Annotated in this window: 14 protein-coding genes; 9 read left to right on the top strand and 5 right to left on the bottom strand. The window is 59.4% G+C overall.

Features of this window, described 5'->3' with window-relative positions; all coding sequences use genetic code 11:
• Window positions 1–377: 377 nt before the first annotated feature.
• The 3 genes from GX444_09945 to GX444_09935 all read left to right on the top strand — a co-directional run bounded on the left by GX444_09945 (window position 378) and on the right by GX444_09935 (window position 4,598).
• Entirely contained in the window at window positions 378–830 is a 453-nt protein-coding gene (locus GX444_09945; GenBank protein NLH48911.1) for a pentapeptide repeat-containing protein, read from the top strand.
• On the top strand, window positions 827–2,035 hold the full coding sequence (locus GX444_09940; GenBank protein ID NLH48910.1) for a (Fe-S)-binding protein: 1,209 nt from the start codon (window positions 827–829) through the stop codon (window positions 2,033–2,035). The genes GX444_09945 and GX444_09940 overlap by 4 nt, the downstream gene beginning before the upstream one ends.
• A 544-nt stretch (window positions 2,036–2,579) precedes the next feature.
• Window positions 2,580–4,598, top strand: a complete 2,019-nt coding sequence (locus tag GX444_09935) for a hypothetical protein (GenBank protein NLH48909.1) — start codon at window positions 2,580–2,582, stop codon at window positions 4,596–4,598.
• Between the two features lie 55 nt (window positions 4,599–4,653).
• On the opposite strand, the gene mtgA is transcribed toward GX444_09935, so the two are convergent.
• Together mtgA and GX444_09925 are read right to left on the bottom strand one after the other, a co-directional pair.
• The gene (gene mtgA, locus GX444_09930; GenBank protein NLH48908.1) at window positions 4,654–5,607 is read right to left on the bottom strand and encodes a monofunctional biosynthetic peptidoglycan transglycosylase; all 954 of its coding nucleotides are present in this window, start codon (window positions 5,605–5,607) and stop codon (window positions 4,654–4,656) included.
• Between the two features lie 60 nt (window positions 5,608–5,667).
• Window positions 5,668–6,021 carry a DUF3795 domain-containing protein gene (locus GX444_09925; protein NLH48907.1) on the bottom strand — a complete coding sequence of 118 codons (354 nt, stop codon included), beginning with the start codon at window positions 6,019–6,021 and terminating at the stop codon, window positions 5,668–5,670.
• A gap of 359 nt (window positions 6,022–6,380) precedes the next feature.
• On the opposite strand from GX444_09925, the gene GX444_09920 reads away from it, so the two are divergent.
• A complete protein-coding gene (locus tag GX444_09920; GenBank protein ID NLH48906.1) occupies window positions 6,381–7,511 on the top strand; it encodes a glycosyltransferase family 4 protein in 1,131 nt (376 codons plus the stop codon).
• Window positions 7,512–7,602: 91 nt separating this feature from the next.
• Here the strand turns inward: GX444_09920 and GX444_09915 are convergent, their stop codons facing one another.
• Window positions 7,603–9,225, bottom strand: a complete 1,623-nt coding sequence (locus tag GX444_09915) for a hypothetical protein (protein NLH48905.1) — start codon at window positions 9,223–9,225, stop codon at window positions 7,603–7,605.
• 235 nt (window positions 9,226–9,460) lie between these two features.
• Window positions 9,461–10,003, bottom strand: a complete 543-nt coding sequence (locus GX444_09910) for a hypothetical protein (GenBank protein NLH48904.1) — start codon at window positions 10,001–10,003, stop codon at window positions 9,461–9,463.
• Between the two features lie 255 nt (window positions 10,004–10,258).
• Here GX444_09910 and GX444_09905 point away from each other — a divergent pair, with 255 nt between their 5' ends.
• The 5 genes from GX444_09905 to queD all read left to right on the top strand — a co-directional run bounded on the left by GX444_09905 (window position 10,259) and on the right by queD (window position 15,766).
• Window positions 10,259–12,385 carry a glycoside hydrolase gene (locus GX444_09905; GenBank protein NLH48903.1) on the top strand — a complete coding sequence of 709 codons (2,127 nt, stop codon included), beginning with the start codon at window positions 10,259–10,261 and terminating at the stop codon, window positions 12,383–12,385.
• Window positions 12,386–12,392: 7 nt separating this feature from the next.
• A complete protein-coding gene (locus GX444_09900; GenBank protein NLH48902.1) occupies window positions 12,393–13,301 on the top strand; it encodes a hypothetical protein in 909 nt (302 codons plus the stop codon).
• Window positions 13,302–13,318: 17 nt separating this feature from the next.
• On the top strand, window positions 13,319–13,837 hold the full coding sequence (locus GX444_09895) for a hypothetical protein (protein NLH48901.1): 519 nt from the start codon (window positions 13,319–13,321) through the stop codon (window positions 13,835–13,837).
• 167 nt (window positions 13,838–14,004) lie between these two features.
• On the top strand, window positions 14,005–15,393 hold the full coding sequence (locus GX444_09890; protein NLH48900.1) for a B12-binding domain-containing radical SAM protein: 1,389 nt from the start codon (window positions 14,005–14,007) through the stop codon (window positions 15,391–15,393).
• Between the two features lie 4 nt (window positions 15,394–15,397).
• Window positions 15,398–15,766, top strand: a complete 369-nt coding sequence (gene queD, locus GX444_09885; GenBank protein ID NLH48899.1) for a 6-carboxytetrahydropterin synthase QueD — start codon at window positions 15,398–15,400, stop codon at window positions 15,764–15,766.
• A gap of 133 nt (window positions 15,767–15,899) precedes the next feature.
• On the opposite strand, the gene GX444_09880 is transcribed toward queD, so the two are convergent.
• Window positions 15,900–16,007 (bottom strand): transposase (locus GX444_09880; protein NLH48898.1); only part of this gene is annotated, 108 nt, incomplete at its 5' end.

The following is a 16,007-nucleotide window of genomic DNA, read 5'->3' as shown; positions in this document are numbered from 1 at the left end:
GGGGCAGCTGCCCCTCCAGGACGCAGACCAGCAACCTCATCCGCTGTAACTCCTTGGGAGTCATCGAAATCATGTCCTTCTTCATGGGGGACATAATCGCTAAGCAGTTACAGGGGACAAAGTCGCTAAGCTAATACAGTAAGAAACACTAGAAAACGTACGAATTTACCGTTTTTAAGCTATGCTTGATCGGTCATTAATAGCCGATGAAAAAGGTTTGTTTGGATTGATGAAGACACAATGTTGAGTTGGAGGGGCATTCGTGCTAAGGATAAAAAGCGGACTTCGCCTTGGTCCAAGCGAGTGCTGTGAAGAGAAGTGCCGGAGGCGTTAAAGTGAAATTATTAAAGGCATTTTTAATTTTTTTATCTTTTAGTATGCTTTTAATATTAACCAGTAATTTAGATGCAGTACAAGGTAAGGAATACATTTTTTTAATATTGTTATTAGTATTTATTATCAGTTATCATTTTATTCATATCAGGGAAATCAAAAAAGAGCTTTGTCTACCTTACATCCGACTTCAGGAAATGATAATTAATAACTATAACAAGGATTTGCATGATCCGAAACAAAATGTTGTTGACTTGCGACAGGCTGATTTCCGGGGGGCGAATTTAAAGCGTAGTAATCTTAAACGTGCTCTATTATCAGGAGCAATCTACGATAAAAACACAATATTTCCGGATGACTTTGATCCAGTAAAAGCCGGGATGAAAGAAAAAACAGAATTTCCAAAGCTCCACTTCATATTATCGCGTTTTTTCGGTATTGGTTTTTCTGCTTTGCTTCGATCAGGACGAAAACGAAAAGACAAAAGCCTCGAATGAATCCCTGCGAACCGTTTTTCGCCGAACGATGCGTCGCCTGCGGCGAATGCCTGCGGCAGTGCCCGGTCCTGCGTTTGTCGCCCAAGGCCGCCCGCGAGGAAGCGGCGCGCCGGCGCGACGGGCGTCCCAGCCGTCGTATTCTGTCGCGGTGTCAGAGCTGTCTGGCGTGCAACTTCGTCTGTCCGCACGGCGCAAATCCGGGCCGCGCGATGCTCGACGCCTGGCATGAAATCGGTTTGCGCGAGGGTTTCCCGGCGCGCGCCGCTTATTTCACGCCCGATCAGCCGAACAATTTCCGCACGCATGTCGTGAACAATCTGCCGGCCGACGAGCGGGCCTTGGTGGCCTCGTGGGACAACGAAACGCCGTGCGACGAAATTTTTTATCCGGGCTGTAACGTCATCACCTCGCCGTACCTGACGCGCACACGGCTTCTGGCCGACCAGAACATTCGCGGATCGTTGGCGCTGTGCTGCGGCGAAATGTACTTCCGTACCGGCCAATATGAAATGCTGGAACGGACGGCGAAGCGCCTGACCGCGTGGAGCCGCCGGCTGGGATTCAAGAAAATGATCATTCCCTGCACCGCCGGCCGCAATATGTTCGTCAACGTCCTGCCGCGCTTCGGCGCCCATTTCGATTTCGAGGTAACGCCGCTGTTGTCCTGGTTGTTGGCGCGGGTGGAAAGCGGCGAGATCCCGCTTCGCCGGCCGCTGGACCTGACGGTGACGATCCAGGAATCGTGTCACGCCAAGTTTTTCGGCGACGAATACCTGGACCAGGCGCGCCGTCTGCTGGCTCGGCTCGGCGCCCGGGTGATCGAGCAGGAGCATTGCCGGCAAAAAGCGCTGTGCTGCGGCATCGCCGCCGGTTTCAGTCCGGACTCTGCGTATCATCCGTGGGCGATCACGAAAGGTTCGGTGCGCGTGCTGCGAGAGGCGAAGCGAACCGGCGCGCAGGCGTTGGCCGTCTATTGCGCCGGTTGTCTGCAAATGCTGTCGGTCGGCCAGATCGCGTTTCCGAACGGCCTGCCGATCTACCATCTGTTGGAGTTAGTGCAACTGGCGAGCGACGAACCGCCGTTGCGCCGGCAGCGACAGCGGGCGTTTTCCATGTTGCAGGGTGTCGTCCTGCGCCAGTTTCCGCAATTGCTGTCTCGCCGGCGTTTTCGGCCGACGGATCTCGCGGACGAATCCAGGGACTGAGGCCAATCCGAAAGTCCGTCTTGCCGCAATTCAAAGCGTGATTTGTTCGGGAGCGGGAGCCGGCGTGGCCGGTGCCTCCTTGGCGGGCAGTAGGTTCTTTGGAAATGGATTGACGAGCGCGTGGGAAACGCGCCGTCAACGCCGGAACGGTCTTGACACGGAGCCTATGATGGCGGTGAATTGATGATTACCGGGTGAAACGGAGGCGGGCTCTGCTGGAGAGCAACCTGCCGAGGGATGTCCCGGCGGGGCTCAGCAAGCCGATGAGTGGGTCGTGGAAGCTAAGTCTTCCATATCCCGTCCGAAATCCCATCGGACGAAAGACCCCTGATACCTCGAAAAACTCAGGCTCGAAGGGCGAAAAACGCCGGTGCGAGGGAATGGGCCTTCGCGCTAGCAAAAAACGGCTTCAGTCCATTTCAAGCTGAACCGCCACAACGTCAAAGTAGAAAAGAACTCGTTATTTTCAAGCTGTTGCCGACAACGGTGGATCGTCGCTTTGTTTCGTAGAAATCGACATAGGTCCAGAATTCGATTTATATTCGTGACTGCAGCAGTGATGATGGCGATTGTCGCAGTCTTCCTAGTGTCCCTTCGTTCGGAGCGTGTCTGGTTCTTTGCCAACTCTTTGGTCAGCCATTTTACTCTTGGTTTTTTTGTCCCGGTAACGCTTGGTTCCCTCTTCGGTTCAACCATCACCGCCCTGGAAAGCATGGAAGATCCGTATGTTGCGGTTGGTTTGACGTCGGATATCGCTGTCTTCGAGCGCGTGAACCGGTCGCTGCGTTTTCGCGTTCGTCAGCAGACAAGAGGCGTCGTTCATCATCTCATCTATCGAAAAGGAACCTTGTACGCTGCCACCGGCATGCAGGGGCTGACCTATTATTCGTGGCGGAGCCCGAATGATTTTAGAAGCAGGGGCGATTACTGCCTGCCGGGATATTGTTTAGGATTGGCGCTTTCTGGCGGTAATCAGATCTTGGTGGCGTCGAGCAATGGCGGGGTATCCTGTTTTGGGATCAGCTCGCGAGGACGACCCTTGTTTCGTCATCAAGTTTTCGGCTCTCGCTCGTCCCCTGATGACGGGATGGTCGGAGATTTCGCAACGAACAAGGTGACCTCCATCGGTCGGTGGGTGGTAGCCTCGGACGCCTTGCATGGCTTCATCGTAGCCGATACTTCCCTACAGCAGGGCGCTACCGTAAGGTATTTCAAGCCGCAGGGTTTCTCACCTCTCAACATAGAATACAAAGATATGGAACACGCCCCGTGGAGTGTGCAAACTTTCGATCCTTTCATTTACGCGGCGATGTTTGAAGAAGGATTTGCCGTTTTGGTTCTCGAGGGTGAAGGTCATCTGCGCCTCTTGGGACTAATCAAACCAGATGATGGCGCGGTACGCGATCTCGAGACCCAGGCGAATCGGCTTCTGGTTTCGACGGATGCCGGAAATATCTTTCAATACGATCTCGGGGTCGATCCGACATGCACAGGACCGCCAAGGTTTATCTACCATACGGGCCAATTTGCCAAATTAAAAACACTCAAGGCAGATCCGAACGGATTCTTGGCGGCCAGTGCAACAACAATTTACGGTTTTGAAAATCAGCGTCCCGAGCCCATACTTCAAGTGCGTATGGACGATGAGGTTCGTGGCCTTGCGAGGGTGAACCGCTGGATGGTGGTCGCTTTGGGACCGGGCGGTGTTGGGATCTACGACACAACCAGCCAGCCGTGGCGAGAGGTCCAGAGGAGTGAATTTGAAGGATACATCGCCGCAATCGAACCGCTCGGCGGCGATCAATTTATCGCTGTAGCGTTGTGGGGCGGGCCGTTCGTGGTGAAGCTTGAAAAGGACGGCAGCATGTCGCGTGGGCCGGATCTCGGAACAAATGGACTATTTACACTTTCGGCCAGCGCCAGCGAATCGGAAATGGTGGTGTCAGGAGGGATTTCTGGATACCTGTCATACCGCCGGCGGTCAGACGGAGAAATTATTACTCCGCCGACTGTCTTCAGTATTCCGAATGTCGGGTATATTTCTCAGGTCGCCCTTTGGGCCGGGCATGTGTGGGTAGCGGATGTCATGGGTGCGCTGTTGATCAAGGGTGACGCGAAGCAATGGCCGGAAGAAATCCCGGCACCGAACCGATGCATTTCAATGTCGCCGTCGTCTGACGGAACGGAGTTTACTATCAATTGTGCCGGTGGCCGTGTGTATCGATTTCGGGCAGAGCCCTCGGGGCTGGATTTTCGCTCGGCCGAACCGTTGAAGGTTTCTCGCGAGCCGTATTCGAGCATTTTAACGGCGTCACGCCTCATCGTTGGGGAGTACCCGAATTCTGTTGCCATCTATCAGGTCGACGGCGACAGCCTTCGACTTTTACAGCGGTTCGAGATCAAGGGGATTCCGTACCGCATCGTTTCAGACGGCTTATCGATTTTCATCGCTGCCGGCCGCGGCGGAATCTATGAGTTAACCGAAGATAATGAAGTATGGACACTGCGGCAGGTTTTGATCACCACGGATGACGTCGTCGCGATGAACCCGGCGAAAGAATAATGCACCCTTTCGTGCCGATAAGACAGCGGAGAGAATCGCGTCTGCTTTTCCGAATTTATAGTGCGATTTGTTCGGGAGTGGGCGTCGGTGCAGCCGGCGCCTCCTTGGCGGGCGGTAGATCCTTGCTCGGCGCGGGCGGTTCCGATTTTTCGGGTTTGAGCAAGGGCGCGGCCTGATCGTCCGGCGTCGGTTCCGGCGTCGAGATGTCCGGCGATTCCTTTTCCGGTTCGGGCGTCGGCATGTTCAGCATCTGCTCTTCTTCTTTTTCCTTGTCCGCCACATTGCCCGACAGCCAGCGCAAGATCAGTCCTTGCCGGCGCGCGAGGTATCCGGAAGGGCGGGCGGGGTTCGAACGCAACGGCGAGGGGATGGCGGCGACCAGCAAGGCGGCCTGCGAGGCGGTCAGTTTGTCGGGCGAGGTGTGAAAATAGATTTCGGCGGCAGCCTTGGCGCCGAAAATGCCGTCGCCCCATTCGATGCTGTTGAGATAGATTTCGAGAATCCGCTCTTTCGGCAGGGTCAATTCGAGCCGCACGGTGAGGATGCCTTCGACCAGCTTGCGCCACCAACTGCGTTTCGGCGACAGCCAGAGATTTTTCGCCACCTGCTGGCTGATCGTTCTGGCGCCGCGAACCACCTTGCCGCGTTTTTTATTGTATTCGTAGGCTTTCTGGATGGCCTCGAAATCGAAGCCCTGGTGTTTGTAGAAATTGCCGTCCTCGGCGAGCACCGCCGCTTCGCGCAACGGCTTGGCGATTTTCGCGAGCGGTACCGGCTGATAGCGCAGTTTGAACGGTTGGTGCTTTTTCTTCGCCTGATGCTCGCGATAGTCCATCATCGAGGTCCGGCCGGGATTGAAAAACCGGTAATAAGGCATGAACGGGCAGAGGAGATAGCTGTAGACGACGGGGATCGCGACCGGCAGGATGGCGAAGAATAAAAACCAGGCCAGCCGATGCGTTCGGCGGCGGGGTTTTTCTTTGGGCAGCCATCGCGGATCCTGATTCATGGCCGGGGCACTCTAAAACAATTTTGTTTTCGGCGAAAGCGACGGGATCCGGGGACGCGCCTACTGCTTGCCGTCGGCGCGCTTGGCGGCGAGGTACGCCTCCAGACCCTGGTCGCGCAGCAACGTCAAAGCGCCGTTGCGATCCGAGCCGAACAGCAGCGCCAGGACCCGGGCGATCGGATTGTTGAGTTTTTTGCATTCGCGAAAAGCGCGCGGCGCCGCGAAGTCCGCGCACGGCGCACAGTGCAGCAGCCCTTTTTTCGCGCAACAGGCGCGGACGGGGCACTTGGCGAATTGCGGTTGGATCTGGCAGCCGCGACATTTGCCGCGTTGAAAGCGGCGGCAGTTGGTGCAAAACAAACCGCAGGCGCCGAGGTGTGCGGTGGGTGCCGGGCGGGAAAGAATTTCAGCCATGGCCGATGCCTTCCAGTTGAAGCTCGTTGAATGTCGGATCACTTTCCGGCTGGTGCGGTTATGGAAAAAAAGGCGGGTATCGTCAAGCAAAATGAACGGGAGCACCTGATTTTTCCGGCGGCGCCGCTGGTCCCGACGTAAAAAGCAGCCACTTGATTATCGGACCGAAGGCAAATTAATCTAGGGCGCGAACCAGAAGTGCGTTCGCCGGGAGCGCCGGCGAATCTCTCCGGATTCAATCTTCTATCCCACGGCCGAGGATGGCGGCCGCGGGGAACCGGAAAAGGCAAACGGAAACAGCGCGGTGGGCCGGTCGCGGCCGGCCGGCGCCGGTTCGACACGTTCGAAGGGAACGGCCAGTGCGGTTGACGAACGTCAAATTGGGCCTTTTTCTTTCTTACGGCATGTCCCTGGCCGGTTGGGAGCGACTTGGTTTGTTCGCCCGCGAATCGGCGGTTTATCAGGCGCTGACTTCCTCGTTGGCGGAAATCGCCCTGGTGACGTACGGCGACAAATCGGACGAGGCTTACAAGAAGCGGCTTGGCGACATTCGGGTCGTGTGCAATCGGCAAGGCTTGCCGCTCGGCGAATATACCCAGCATTTGGCCGCCATGCTCAAGCCGATCTTCATGTCCAATACCGCGGTGTTTAAAAGCAACCAGGTGCAAGGATCAGACGTGGCGATGCGCATGGCCCAGGCGTTGAACAAGAAGTTCGTCGCCCGGTGCGGTTTTCTGCTTTCGGATTTCACCGAACGCCAATTCGGCCAGCAATCGCCGGAAGCGCAACGCGCCCGCGAACTGGAGCGGCTGGTCTTCACCCAGGCCGATCGCGTGGCGGTGACGACCCCGGTCATCAAGGAGCGGGTCGTCAAGGATTATCGCCTTTCCGAAAATCGGGTGGCGGTGATTCCCAATTACGTGGATACGACGTTGTTCCGGCCGATGCCGGCGGCCCGGATTCCGCGCCGGCTTTGCACGATCTGCCGCCTGGAGCCGCAAAAAAATCTGTTTGCGCTGCTGGAAGCGATCCATGGCCTCGACGTGGAAGTGGTGATCGCCGGCAACGGTACCCAGGCCGAGCAATTGCGCAAGACGATCAAGGCGAAAAAGCTCGATGTGCACCTGCTGGGCGTCGTCGATCACCGCACGTTGCCGGAACTGTTCAACAGCGCCGAGGCTTTCATTCTGCCCTCGCACTACGAAAGCCATCCGAAGGTTCTGCTGGAAGCCATGGCCTGCGGCCTGCCGGTCATCGGCACGAAGGTGGTCGGCATTCGGGAATTGATCGCGCACGGCAAAAACGGCTACCTGTGCGAGACTTCGCCGCAGTCGATCCGCCAGGCGATTCTGGAAGTGCTGGGCGACACGACCCTGCAGGAACGGATGGGCGAGAACGCCCGGGAATACATCGAACAACGGTTCAGTCTGAAAAAGGTGGTGCAGATGGAACTGGCGATGCTTTCGGAGGTCACCGGCCAGAAATCCTGAAAAAACCGCCCGCCGGCAACGGCCGGCCGACGAAACGGCAATAAAAAAGGGGACCCGAACGGGCCCCCTTTTTCATGACTGAATGAGTCAGTTAGCAGCCGCAGCCGCTGTCGTCATCATCATCGTCATCGCCGCCGTTGTCGTCATCGGCCGCGTCGTCGTCAGCGGCGTCATCGTCACTGGCGTCGTCGTCGGTGCCGGTGTCGTCGTCGCCGGTGTCGTCGTCGCCGGTGTCGTCGTCGCCGGTGTCGTCGTCGGTGCCGGTGTCGTTGTCGTCGTTGTCGTCGTCGTCGTCATCATCGTCGTCGACGATTTCGCAGGTGCTGGCGCGAATCATGAAGTTGCTGGGATAGCCGATGCTCGCGATCGGGTCGAAGCTCGAACCGTCGTCGGTGCTGACCCAGGCGCGGCCCGCGTCCGAACCTTCGTCACGGCCGATGGACAGGAAGCCCGAGGTCTGGTCGAGGATCACGGCGAAGTCGCCGTTAACGCTTTGCGGCGTCGACAGCACGGCGGTGTACCAGTCGTCCAGGTTGTTCGAGGTGAACGGACCGAAGCAACCCAAGGGCGCGCCGGTCGGGCCGCCGGCCACGGTGGCGGCATAGAAGCAAACGCGGAACGGCGCCGCGGTCGATTCGCTGGTCATCAGCACCTTCACCGAGGTGATGGTGGCCGGGCCGTCGGAAGTGAACACGGTGCCCATGTAGCACGGGCCCTTCTTGCTGCAGCCCAACTGACCTTCGGCGGTGCCGTCGTCATAGATGATGTCGCAGGCGGCCATGGTGGTCAGCACGGAGTCGTGGGTGACGCTGTCGTAGGTCACGCTGACGGTCACGGTGTCGTCATCGCCGTAGTTGGCGGTGCCCGGAATTTCAACCGTCACGTCGAAGGTGCCCAGCTCGCCGTCGTTGACTTCGAGCGAAGCCGGAACGGTGGTCGTCCAGGTCTCGCCGGCCTTGGTGATGTCGAAGGTGGCCTTCGCGCCGGTCAGGTTGAGGATCGACACGGTATGGGTGACCGTGGCGCCGATTTCGCCGCCCTTGGACTCGGTCGCCGGGCTGACGACGAAGATGCCGGTCGGGTGCGTGAAGCGGACGGCGGTGTTCGCGGCGCCCGCGCCGGTGGCGCAAGCGTACTGCAGGTAAACGCTGCCGCCATCGATGCCGATCGCCTCAGCCGCGGTGGCCAGCGGGTCGGCGAAGTACATCACGATGTCGTTGCTGCCTTCGAACAACACGATCTGGAAGGTGGTCAGATCGGTGTCGGCGCCGTACAACGGCACGTTGTGATACTGCACGGTGAGTTTACGGTCCGGAGCGGTGCCGGCGATTTTGTAATAAATCGCGCCCAAGGAAGCGGTGACCAGGTCGTTCCACTTGCCGGCGAACTGGGTGATCGCCGGGGCCGACCAGTCGCAAGAGGTCGTATAGCTGGTCGTGCCGTTGAAGGACAGGTGGCCGTTGCTGGCGATGCTGACGCTGGTGTACAGCTTGCCGTAGAAGACGAAATTGAAGCCCAGGGTCACGGACTGAACGACTTCATCGCCGCCCGTCACCAGGGTGCCGGTGCCGGAAATGTCGTTCCAAACGTAGGGTTCGGAATCGTCCCAGGTGTAACCGTAGGCGTCGGGACCGCCCGTCGCGGCCATCGCCCACCCAGCCCCGACCAGCGCCAAGGCCAAGGTTAACATCGTTACCAGAATTTTGTGCCTCATTCCCTTTACTCCTTTTGCTCTATGGCTCAGTGATTGTGTTTAATGACAAAGGTCTTATTCATTTTCCGAACGATTGAATTAACAAGTCGGAATTTCTCCCCCTACTCCCTCGATTGAATTAAAAGTGACTTTTCTGGAAAAGCGAAAAGGCTTTTCCACCAGGCTATCCTCGACGCCTGGAAGTATCATGAAAAAGCGGACTTTGTAAAGGGGACAAGCGGGACGATTCATGATCTCAAGTATCAAGAAGCGGAGGTCCTGATTCCGGCCGGATGATTTCCGGCGCCGGCTTTTGCGGTACGGGGGTGGGGGGCGGCGTCGAATCGGGCGACTTGCTTTCGGATTTTTTGGTTTCGCCGCCGGAATGCATGATGTCGCGATAGGTGTTGCCGTCCCAGATATAGACGTAACGATGGCCGAGCAGCCAGGTGGCTATATCATAATAACCATTTGTCTTGGTTTCGAGCAGGCGAATTCGGCCGGGGATCGAGCCCACGTGCAGCCATTTGTCGCCCTTTTTTTCGAAAATCTCGAACGTGCAGTAGCCGACATCCTCGCAGGACCGGCGATAATTGGTGACCGTGATTTCCAGTTGTTCGTCGCCGTTGAGGTCGACCAGTTTGTATTCGTAATCGCCGCAGTCGGCTTTGCCGGATTTGTCGCCGAAGTATTGAAAAACTTCCTCGGGTAGAACCCGATTGCACTTGGCGGCGAATACCGAGGCCGGCCGGTAGAGAGTGAATAGAAACACGAGCGCGATGGCAAGACGAATACGCATATTACTCAATCACGCCGAAAGACTCGGCAAAAAATACATTTGTTAATTCAAATCCCCAATCCTTGAATTCAATTCTATCACAATCCGCCTCGATCACAAGCACCGGACGCGAGTCGTTGCGGCCTCGGCACCGCGCGCGGAATCGCCTCGCCGGGTTTTCGATCGGAACCAAACAGCCGTTGACACTCCCCGAGCGGCCGTTTAATCTCCTTAGCGCGGCCGAACCGGCCGGAAGCGGGCCGAGGAAGGAAAGCGATGAAAGTTCAACAGCTTGGCGGTATCTGGGACCTGGCTCCGACGGCCATCGGCGGCATTCGTCCCGAACAGGTCGGCCAGTGGCTGAGTATGGAAATTCCGGCTCATTGGCAAGAGCATCCGGAACTGCGCCACCACGCGGGCTTTACGTTGTACCGGAAAAAATTTACCTGCGAGCCGCCCAAGGGCGAACGCATCCACCTGGTTTTCCCCGGTATATTTTATTATTCAACCGTCTGGTTCAACGGTCGCCGCCTGGGCGATCACGAGGGTTATTTTTCCGCTCAACGTTACGATATCACCGATTGGCTGCAGGACGAGAACGAGGTGGTCGTCGAAGTGAACTGCCCCGACGAAAAAGTCCGCAACAGCAAACGGATGATCACCGGGGTCTTTTCCCATTGGGATTGTCTGGATCCGACGACCAATCCGGGCGGCATCTGGCTGACTCCCTACCTGCACGCCACCGGCGATCGGCTGCTGGACAGTTGCCTGTTTCAGACCGACGAACTGGACGGCGAGGACGCCGCGGTCACGGTTCGGCTGGAAGTGCTGTCGCGCCGGAGCGGTCAGGCCAAGGTGGAAATCGTTCTGCAGCCGGAAAATTTCACCGGCGAAACCTATCGCTTCGCGAACGAAATGGAATTGGATGAAGGCCGCCACAAGCTGGCTTTTTCCCACGTGCTGACCAAGCCGGCGTTGTGGTGGACCCACGATCGCGGCGAACCCAATCTCTACCGCCTGACGGTCACCGTGAGCGACGAGGGAAAGCCGAGCGATCAATACGAAACGCTGGTCGGCGTGCGCACAATCGTCTTCGATCAATGGATCTGCCGCCTCAACGGCCGGCGGTTGTTCGTGCGCGGCAGCAACCAGCCGCCGACCGACACCCGCCTGGCCCGCGTCACCCTCGACCTCGCGGCCCGCGACGTCCGCCTGGCCGTCGAGGCCAACCTGAACATGCTGCGGGTGCACGCGCACGTCGATCATCCAGCCTTGTACGAGGCGGCGGACCGCGCCGGCCTGTTGTTGATGCAGGATTTTCCGATGCAGTGGAGCTACGCGCGGGAGGTGTTGCCGGTCGCCGAGCGGATGATTCAGGACATGGCGCGCCTGCTGTACAACCATCCGTCCATCGCGATCTGGACCTGCCACAACGAACCGATCTACCTGGTGGAAACCGACGACGAAACGCCCACCGAGGTGCTCAAGACGATCGGCACCCTGTTCTTCTGGGGCTGGAACCGCAACGTGCTGGACGTGGCCTTGAAGAAGGCCGTCGAGGCGGTCGACCGGACGCGCGCCGTCAACAAAAGCAGCGGCGAGCCCTGGACGCCCTGGCAGCAAGGCGGCGACACCCACTTTTACTTCGGCTGGTACCGTTTCCAGGGCAAGTCGATGTTCAAGTTCGACACCGTGCGCCGGCGCTTTCCGAACAACCTGCACTTCGTCACCGAGTTCGGCGCCCAAAGCTTTCCGAACCTGGAAAGCTGCCGCAAGTTCATGGCCGAGGAACTGCACCGCATCGACTGGCAGGGCCTCGAGGACCGGCACAGCCTGCAAAAAAAGCTGATGGATCATTGGGTCGGTCTGGCCCAACCGGATTTGCCGACGCTGATCGAAAAAAGCCAGGCCTACCAGAGCGAAATGAATCGCTTTTACATCGACCGTTGCCGCCGGGCCAAATACGCGCCGTGCGGCGGCGTCCTGCAGTTCATGTTCACCGACCCGAATCCGGCGATCCAGTGGTCGGTGGTCGATTACTGGCGGGAGCCCAAGCAGAGCTATTACGCCTTGCGCGACGCCTTCCGCCCGGTGTATGCGTTTCTGTTGCTGAGCGCCGCCGCGCGACGGCCCGGCGGGGCGCCGATCCGGATCGAAGCGTACGTCGTCAACGACACCGAGGCGGACCTGGGGACCGTGAATCTCCAACTGCTGGTGGCCGACGCGGAAGGCCGGCTGGTCGCCGAGCATCGCGCCGCCGTGCGGGTGGGCGCCGACAGTCCGGCGGTGCCGGCGTTGACGGTGGACGAGTCGCCCGAACGGCCCGGCCGCTATACCGTAACGCTGGTGATGGAGCGACCGGACGACCGGTTCATCAACACCTATCATTTCGAGGTGGAATGAGGTGACCATGCGGCGCCGCCGGATTCTGACGCTGGCCCTGTCCTTGCTGGTGCTGATCCTGGCGGCCGCCGGTCTGTTCGCCTGGCGCTTCCCGCTGTTCACCGGCAATCTCGTGCTCGGCTCGTTCCGCGCCCTGCCGGCCGGACTGCGCGGCAGCCCGACGGCCTGGAGCGTCGCCCGCCAACTGCTCTTGTGGCAGTACCGGGATAAAATGCCGGAAGAGGTCAAAAAGGCGAAGCAGGGCCGTTTCGGCCGGGAAAAGGAATTTTTGATCGTCGCGTTGGGCGATTCGACGACGCGGGGCGTCCAGATTTCGGCGGTCAACGCCTGGCCGTTCCAGTTGCAGCAGCGAATCACGCGCAGCGTGCGCGGCGGGGTGCGGGTCGTCAACGCCGGCATTCCCGGCGAAACGGCGCCGCAGGGCTACCGGCGGTTGGAACGGGACGTGCTGTCGCTGAAGCCGGACCTGGTGATCGTCGGCTATCTGATCAACGACAGCCGGTCGTTCGGCGTCGACGCCACCGGCCGGCCGCGCGTGCTGATCGAATACGACGACTACCTGGCGGCCTTCGCGAAAATCTTCGCCGCCTTGAAAGAAGCCGGCATTCCGGTCCTGGTGTTCACCTGCCATCCGCTGCAACCCGCGTTTTTCCACGGCCAGCCGGAAGAGATCCAGATCGTCCAGAACATGATGCTCGCCGCGCGGCTGGACGGATTGCGCAATCTTTGTCAACAATGGCAGGTGCCGCTGGCCGATACGTTCGCCGCGATTCAGGCGGATCCCGACCAGGCGGATTTGTATTTGCGCGACGGCATGCACCTGAACGAAGTCGGGCATCGCCGGGTCGCGGAATGGATCCAGCAGAAATGGTTGGAGATTTTCTGGCCCGCGTGGCGGGATCGCCAACCCGAATGAGCCGTGAGGAGAATGAAATGCGCCGTGTCCTCTGTTGTTGCTTGATCGTGACGTTCTGCTTCCTGACCTTGCCCGCCGGGCCCGCCGCCGCGGCCGGCGAGGAAACCCCGCTGCTGCTGGCCAAGTCGAAAGGCCCGATCCTCTGGCAGGTGGAGGAGGAAAAGCAAAAGGCGATGGAAAACGACATGGAGTTGTTGCGGCTGTACAACGAGGCCGCGGCCGCGAAGAAGCTGCGCAAGGACATCGCCCTGGGGCTGTTCATTCCGGGCGTGATCTGCGTCGCGGGCGGTCTGGGCGGCGGACTCTTTCAGCGGAACATGAGCCTGTACGACGAGGAGGCCGGCGAGCTGATCATGGTCAGCGGCGTCTCGGTCGGCCTGGGCCTCACCGCCGTCGCCATCTACTTCGGCGGCTTCGAATCCCAGAAAGAAAAGGATTACAAGAAGTACCTGAAGGAAAAATACAACCTCGCGCCCATCATGCAGCTCGTGCCGACCAACGGCGGCGTCATGGCGCGCCTCGGCGTCGAGTTCTGACCGCCGGCTCCCCGGCCGCGCGTACCGCCGTTACACACCCAGACAAAAGCAAACCGTTCTTTGATTGACACCCTTGTCGGGCCAACCCTATGTTAGCAGGGTGTTGAAAAACACCAGAACGGCTTTTTTCAACAGCCTGTTAGGGCGAATCGCGGAGGCGACCGGCCGTGGCGAAAGTATTGCTGGCCACTTTGTTCAAGCGGCAGAAGAACGCCCAGATGGCGCCGCCACTTGGGCTGCTCTATCTCGGCGCGGTGCTGCGGCAGGCCCGCCACGAGGTCCGCATCCTCGATTTGCGCACCCGCGAGGAACCCCTCGCGGCGCACCTGGAAACGATCGCCCGCTTCGCGCCGGACGTCGTCGGTTTGTCGGTCATCATCAACGAGGCGCAGGTGCTGCAAAGCGCCGTCGAGGAGCTGAAAAAGCACGTGCCGCTGGCCCGGATCGTCGTCGGCGGGCCCTACGTCCACGGCTCGCTGCTGCACGTGCTGCGGATTCCGGGCGTGGACGCCGCGGTGCGGGGCGAGGGCGAGGTGGTGCTGCCCAAGCTGGTCGCCGCCTGGGCGAACGATGAGACGCCGCCCGACCTCCCCGGCGTCGCCTATCCCGGCCGGACGCTCGGCCCGGAACCGGAACCGATTCTCGACCTGGATGCGCTGCCCTATCCGGCGTGGGATCTGGCCGACATCGCGCTGTACCAGCGCCGCACGCGGCACGGCTACCTATACAAGTACGACCGGTATTTTTCGCTTTCCAGCAGCCGCGGCTGTCCTTACGAGTGCGCTTTCTGCCTGAACACCTTCGGCCGGCGCTACCGCACGCGCAGCCCGGAATCGGTGGTGGGCGAGATCGAGGCCCTGACGCGGGGCTACAACATCCGCGAAATTCACTTCGTGGACGACGATTTCAACCTCGACCTGGATCGCGCCAAGCGCATCTGCGATCTGATCGTCGAGCGCGGGCTGAACATCGCCATCACCTTTCCGGCGGGTTTGCGCGCCGACCGCATGGATCGCGAGTTGATCGACAAGCTGGCCCGGGCCGGCTGCTTCAAAATCCCCTACGGCATCGAAACCGCCTCGCCGCGCCTGCAGGCCCTGCTGAAAAAGAACGTCAACTTCGCCAAGCTCGAAATGGTGATCGAACACACGGCGGCGCGCGGCATCATCACCCAGGGCTTTTTCATGCTCGGCTTTCCGGGCGAAACCGAGGAAGAGGCGCGGCAAACCGTCGACTACGCGCTACGCAGCAAACTGACGTTCATCACCTTCAACCACCTCAACGTGCTGCCCGGCACGGCGCTATGGGACGTCGCCGAGCGGGCCGGCAAGACGCAGGATTTCGACCCGGCCCGGATCGATTACGACGACCCGCCCATCCACCTGGCGGCGGCGAGCCCGCGGGCGCTCAAGCGACTGGTGCGCCGAGTCCACCTGCGGTTTTATCTGAACCCGCGCCGGCTCTGGCGCATCTGGCGCCTGCTGCCGCAAAAGAAGCATTTTTTCGGGTTCAGCAAATTGTTTTTCGGCAAACTGTTCTGGTTCAAGGAGAAGTAAGGCCATGTTCGAGGTATCGGTCGTTCGCACGTTCTGCTCGGCGCACCGCCTGCGCGGCTATCGCGGCAAATGCGAGGATCTGCACGGCCACAACTGGCGCGTCGAGATCAGCGCCACCGCCGACGCCCTCAACGAACTGGGCATGGTCCTCGACTTCGGCGAACTGAAGAAGGCGCTCGACGAGGTGCTGGCCGGGCTCGATCATCGCTACCTCAACGAGTGCCCGCCCTTCGACGCGATCAACCCGTCCAGCGAAAACCTGGCCAAACACATCTTCGACGAAACCGCCCGTCGCCTCGCAGGCCGGCCCGCGCGCCTGGTCCGCTGTCGGGTGTGGGAATCCGACAACTCGTATTCGACCTACCAGCCGTAGACGCGACGCCGGCTCTCGGGCGCGATTTGTCGCCGACTTTCCGTGCGCCAGCCGGAAACCACACCCCCGACCCCTCTCCCATGTAAGGGCGAGGGGCGCAACTGCGTAGTGTCCCCCCGAAAGCAAGACAGATTTAGGCGGCTTTTAGGGTGAGGTAAGCCGCTTCGACCTCGTTCGGCGTCCGGTAACCGAGCGCCGAGTGGATTCGTTTTTCATTGTACCAGCGGACATATTGGTCGAT

Source organism: Myxococcales bacterium (assembly GCA_012517325.1).
Taxonomy (GTDB): Bacteria; Lernaellota; Lernaellaia; order Lernaellales; family Lernaellaceae; genus JAAYVF01.
This window is presented reverse-complemented; position numbering and strand designations above follow the sequence as displayed.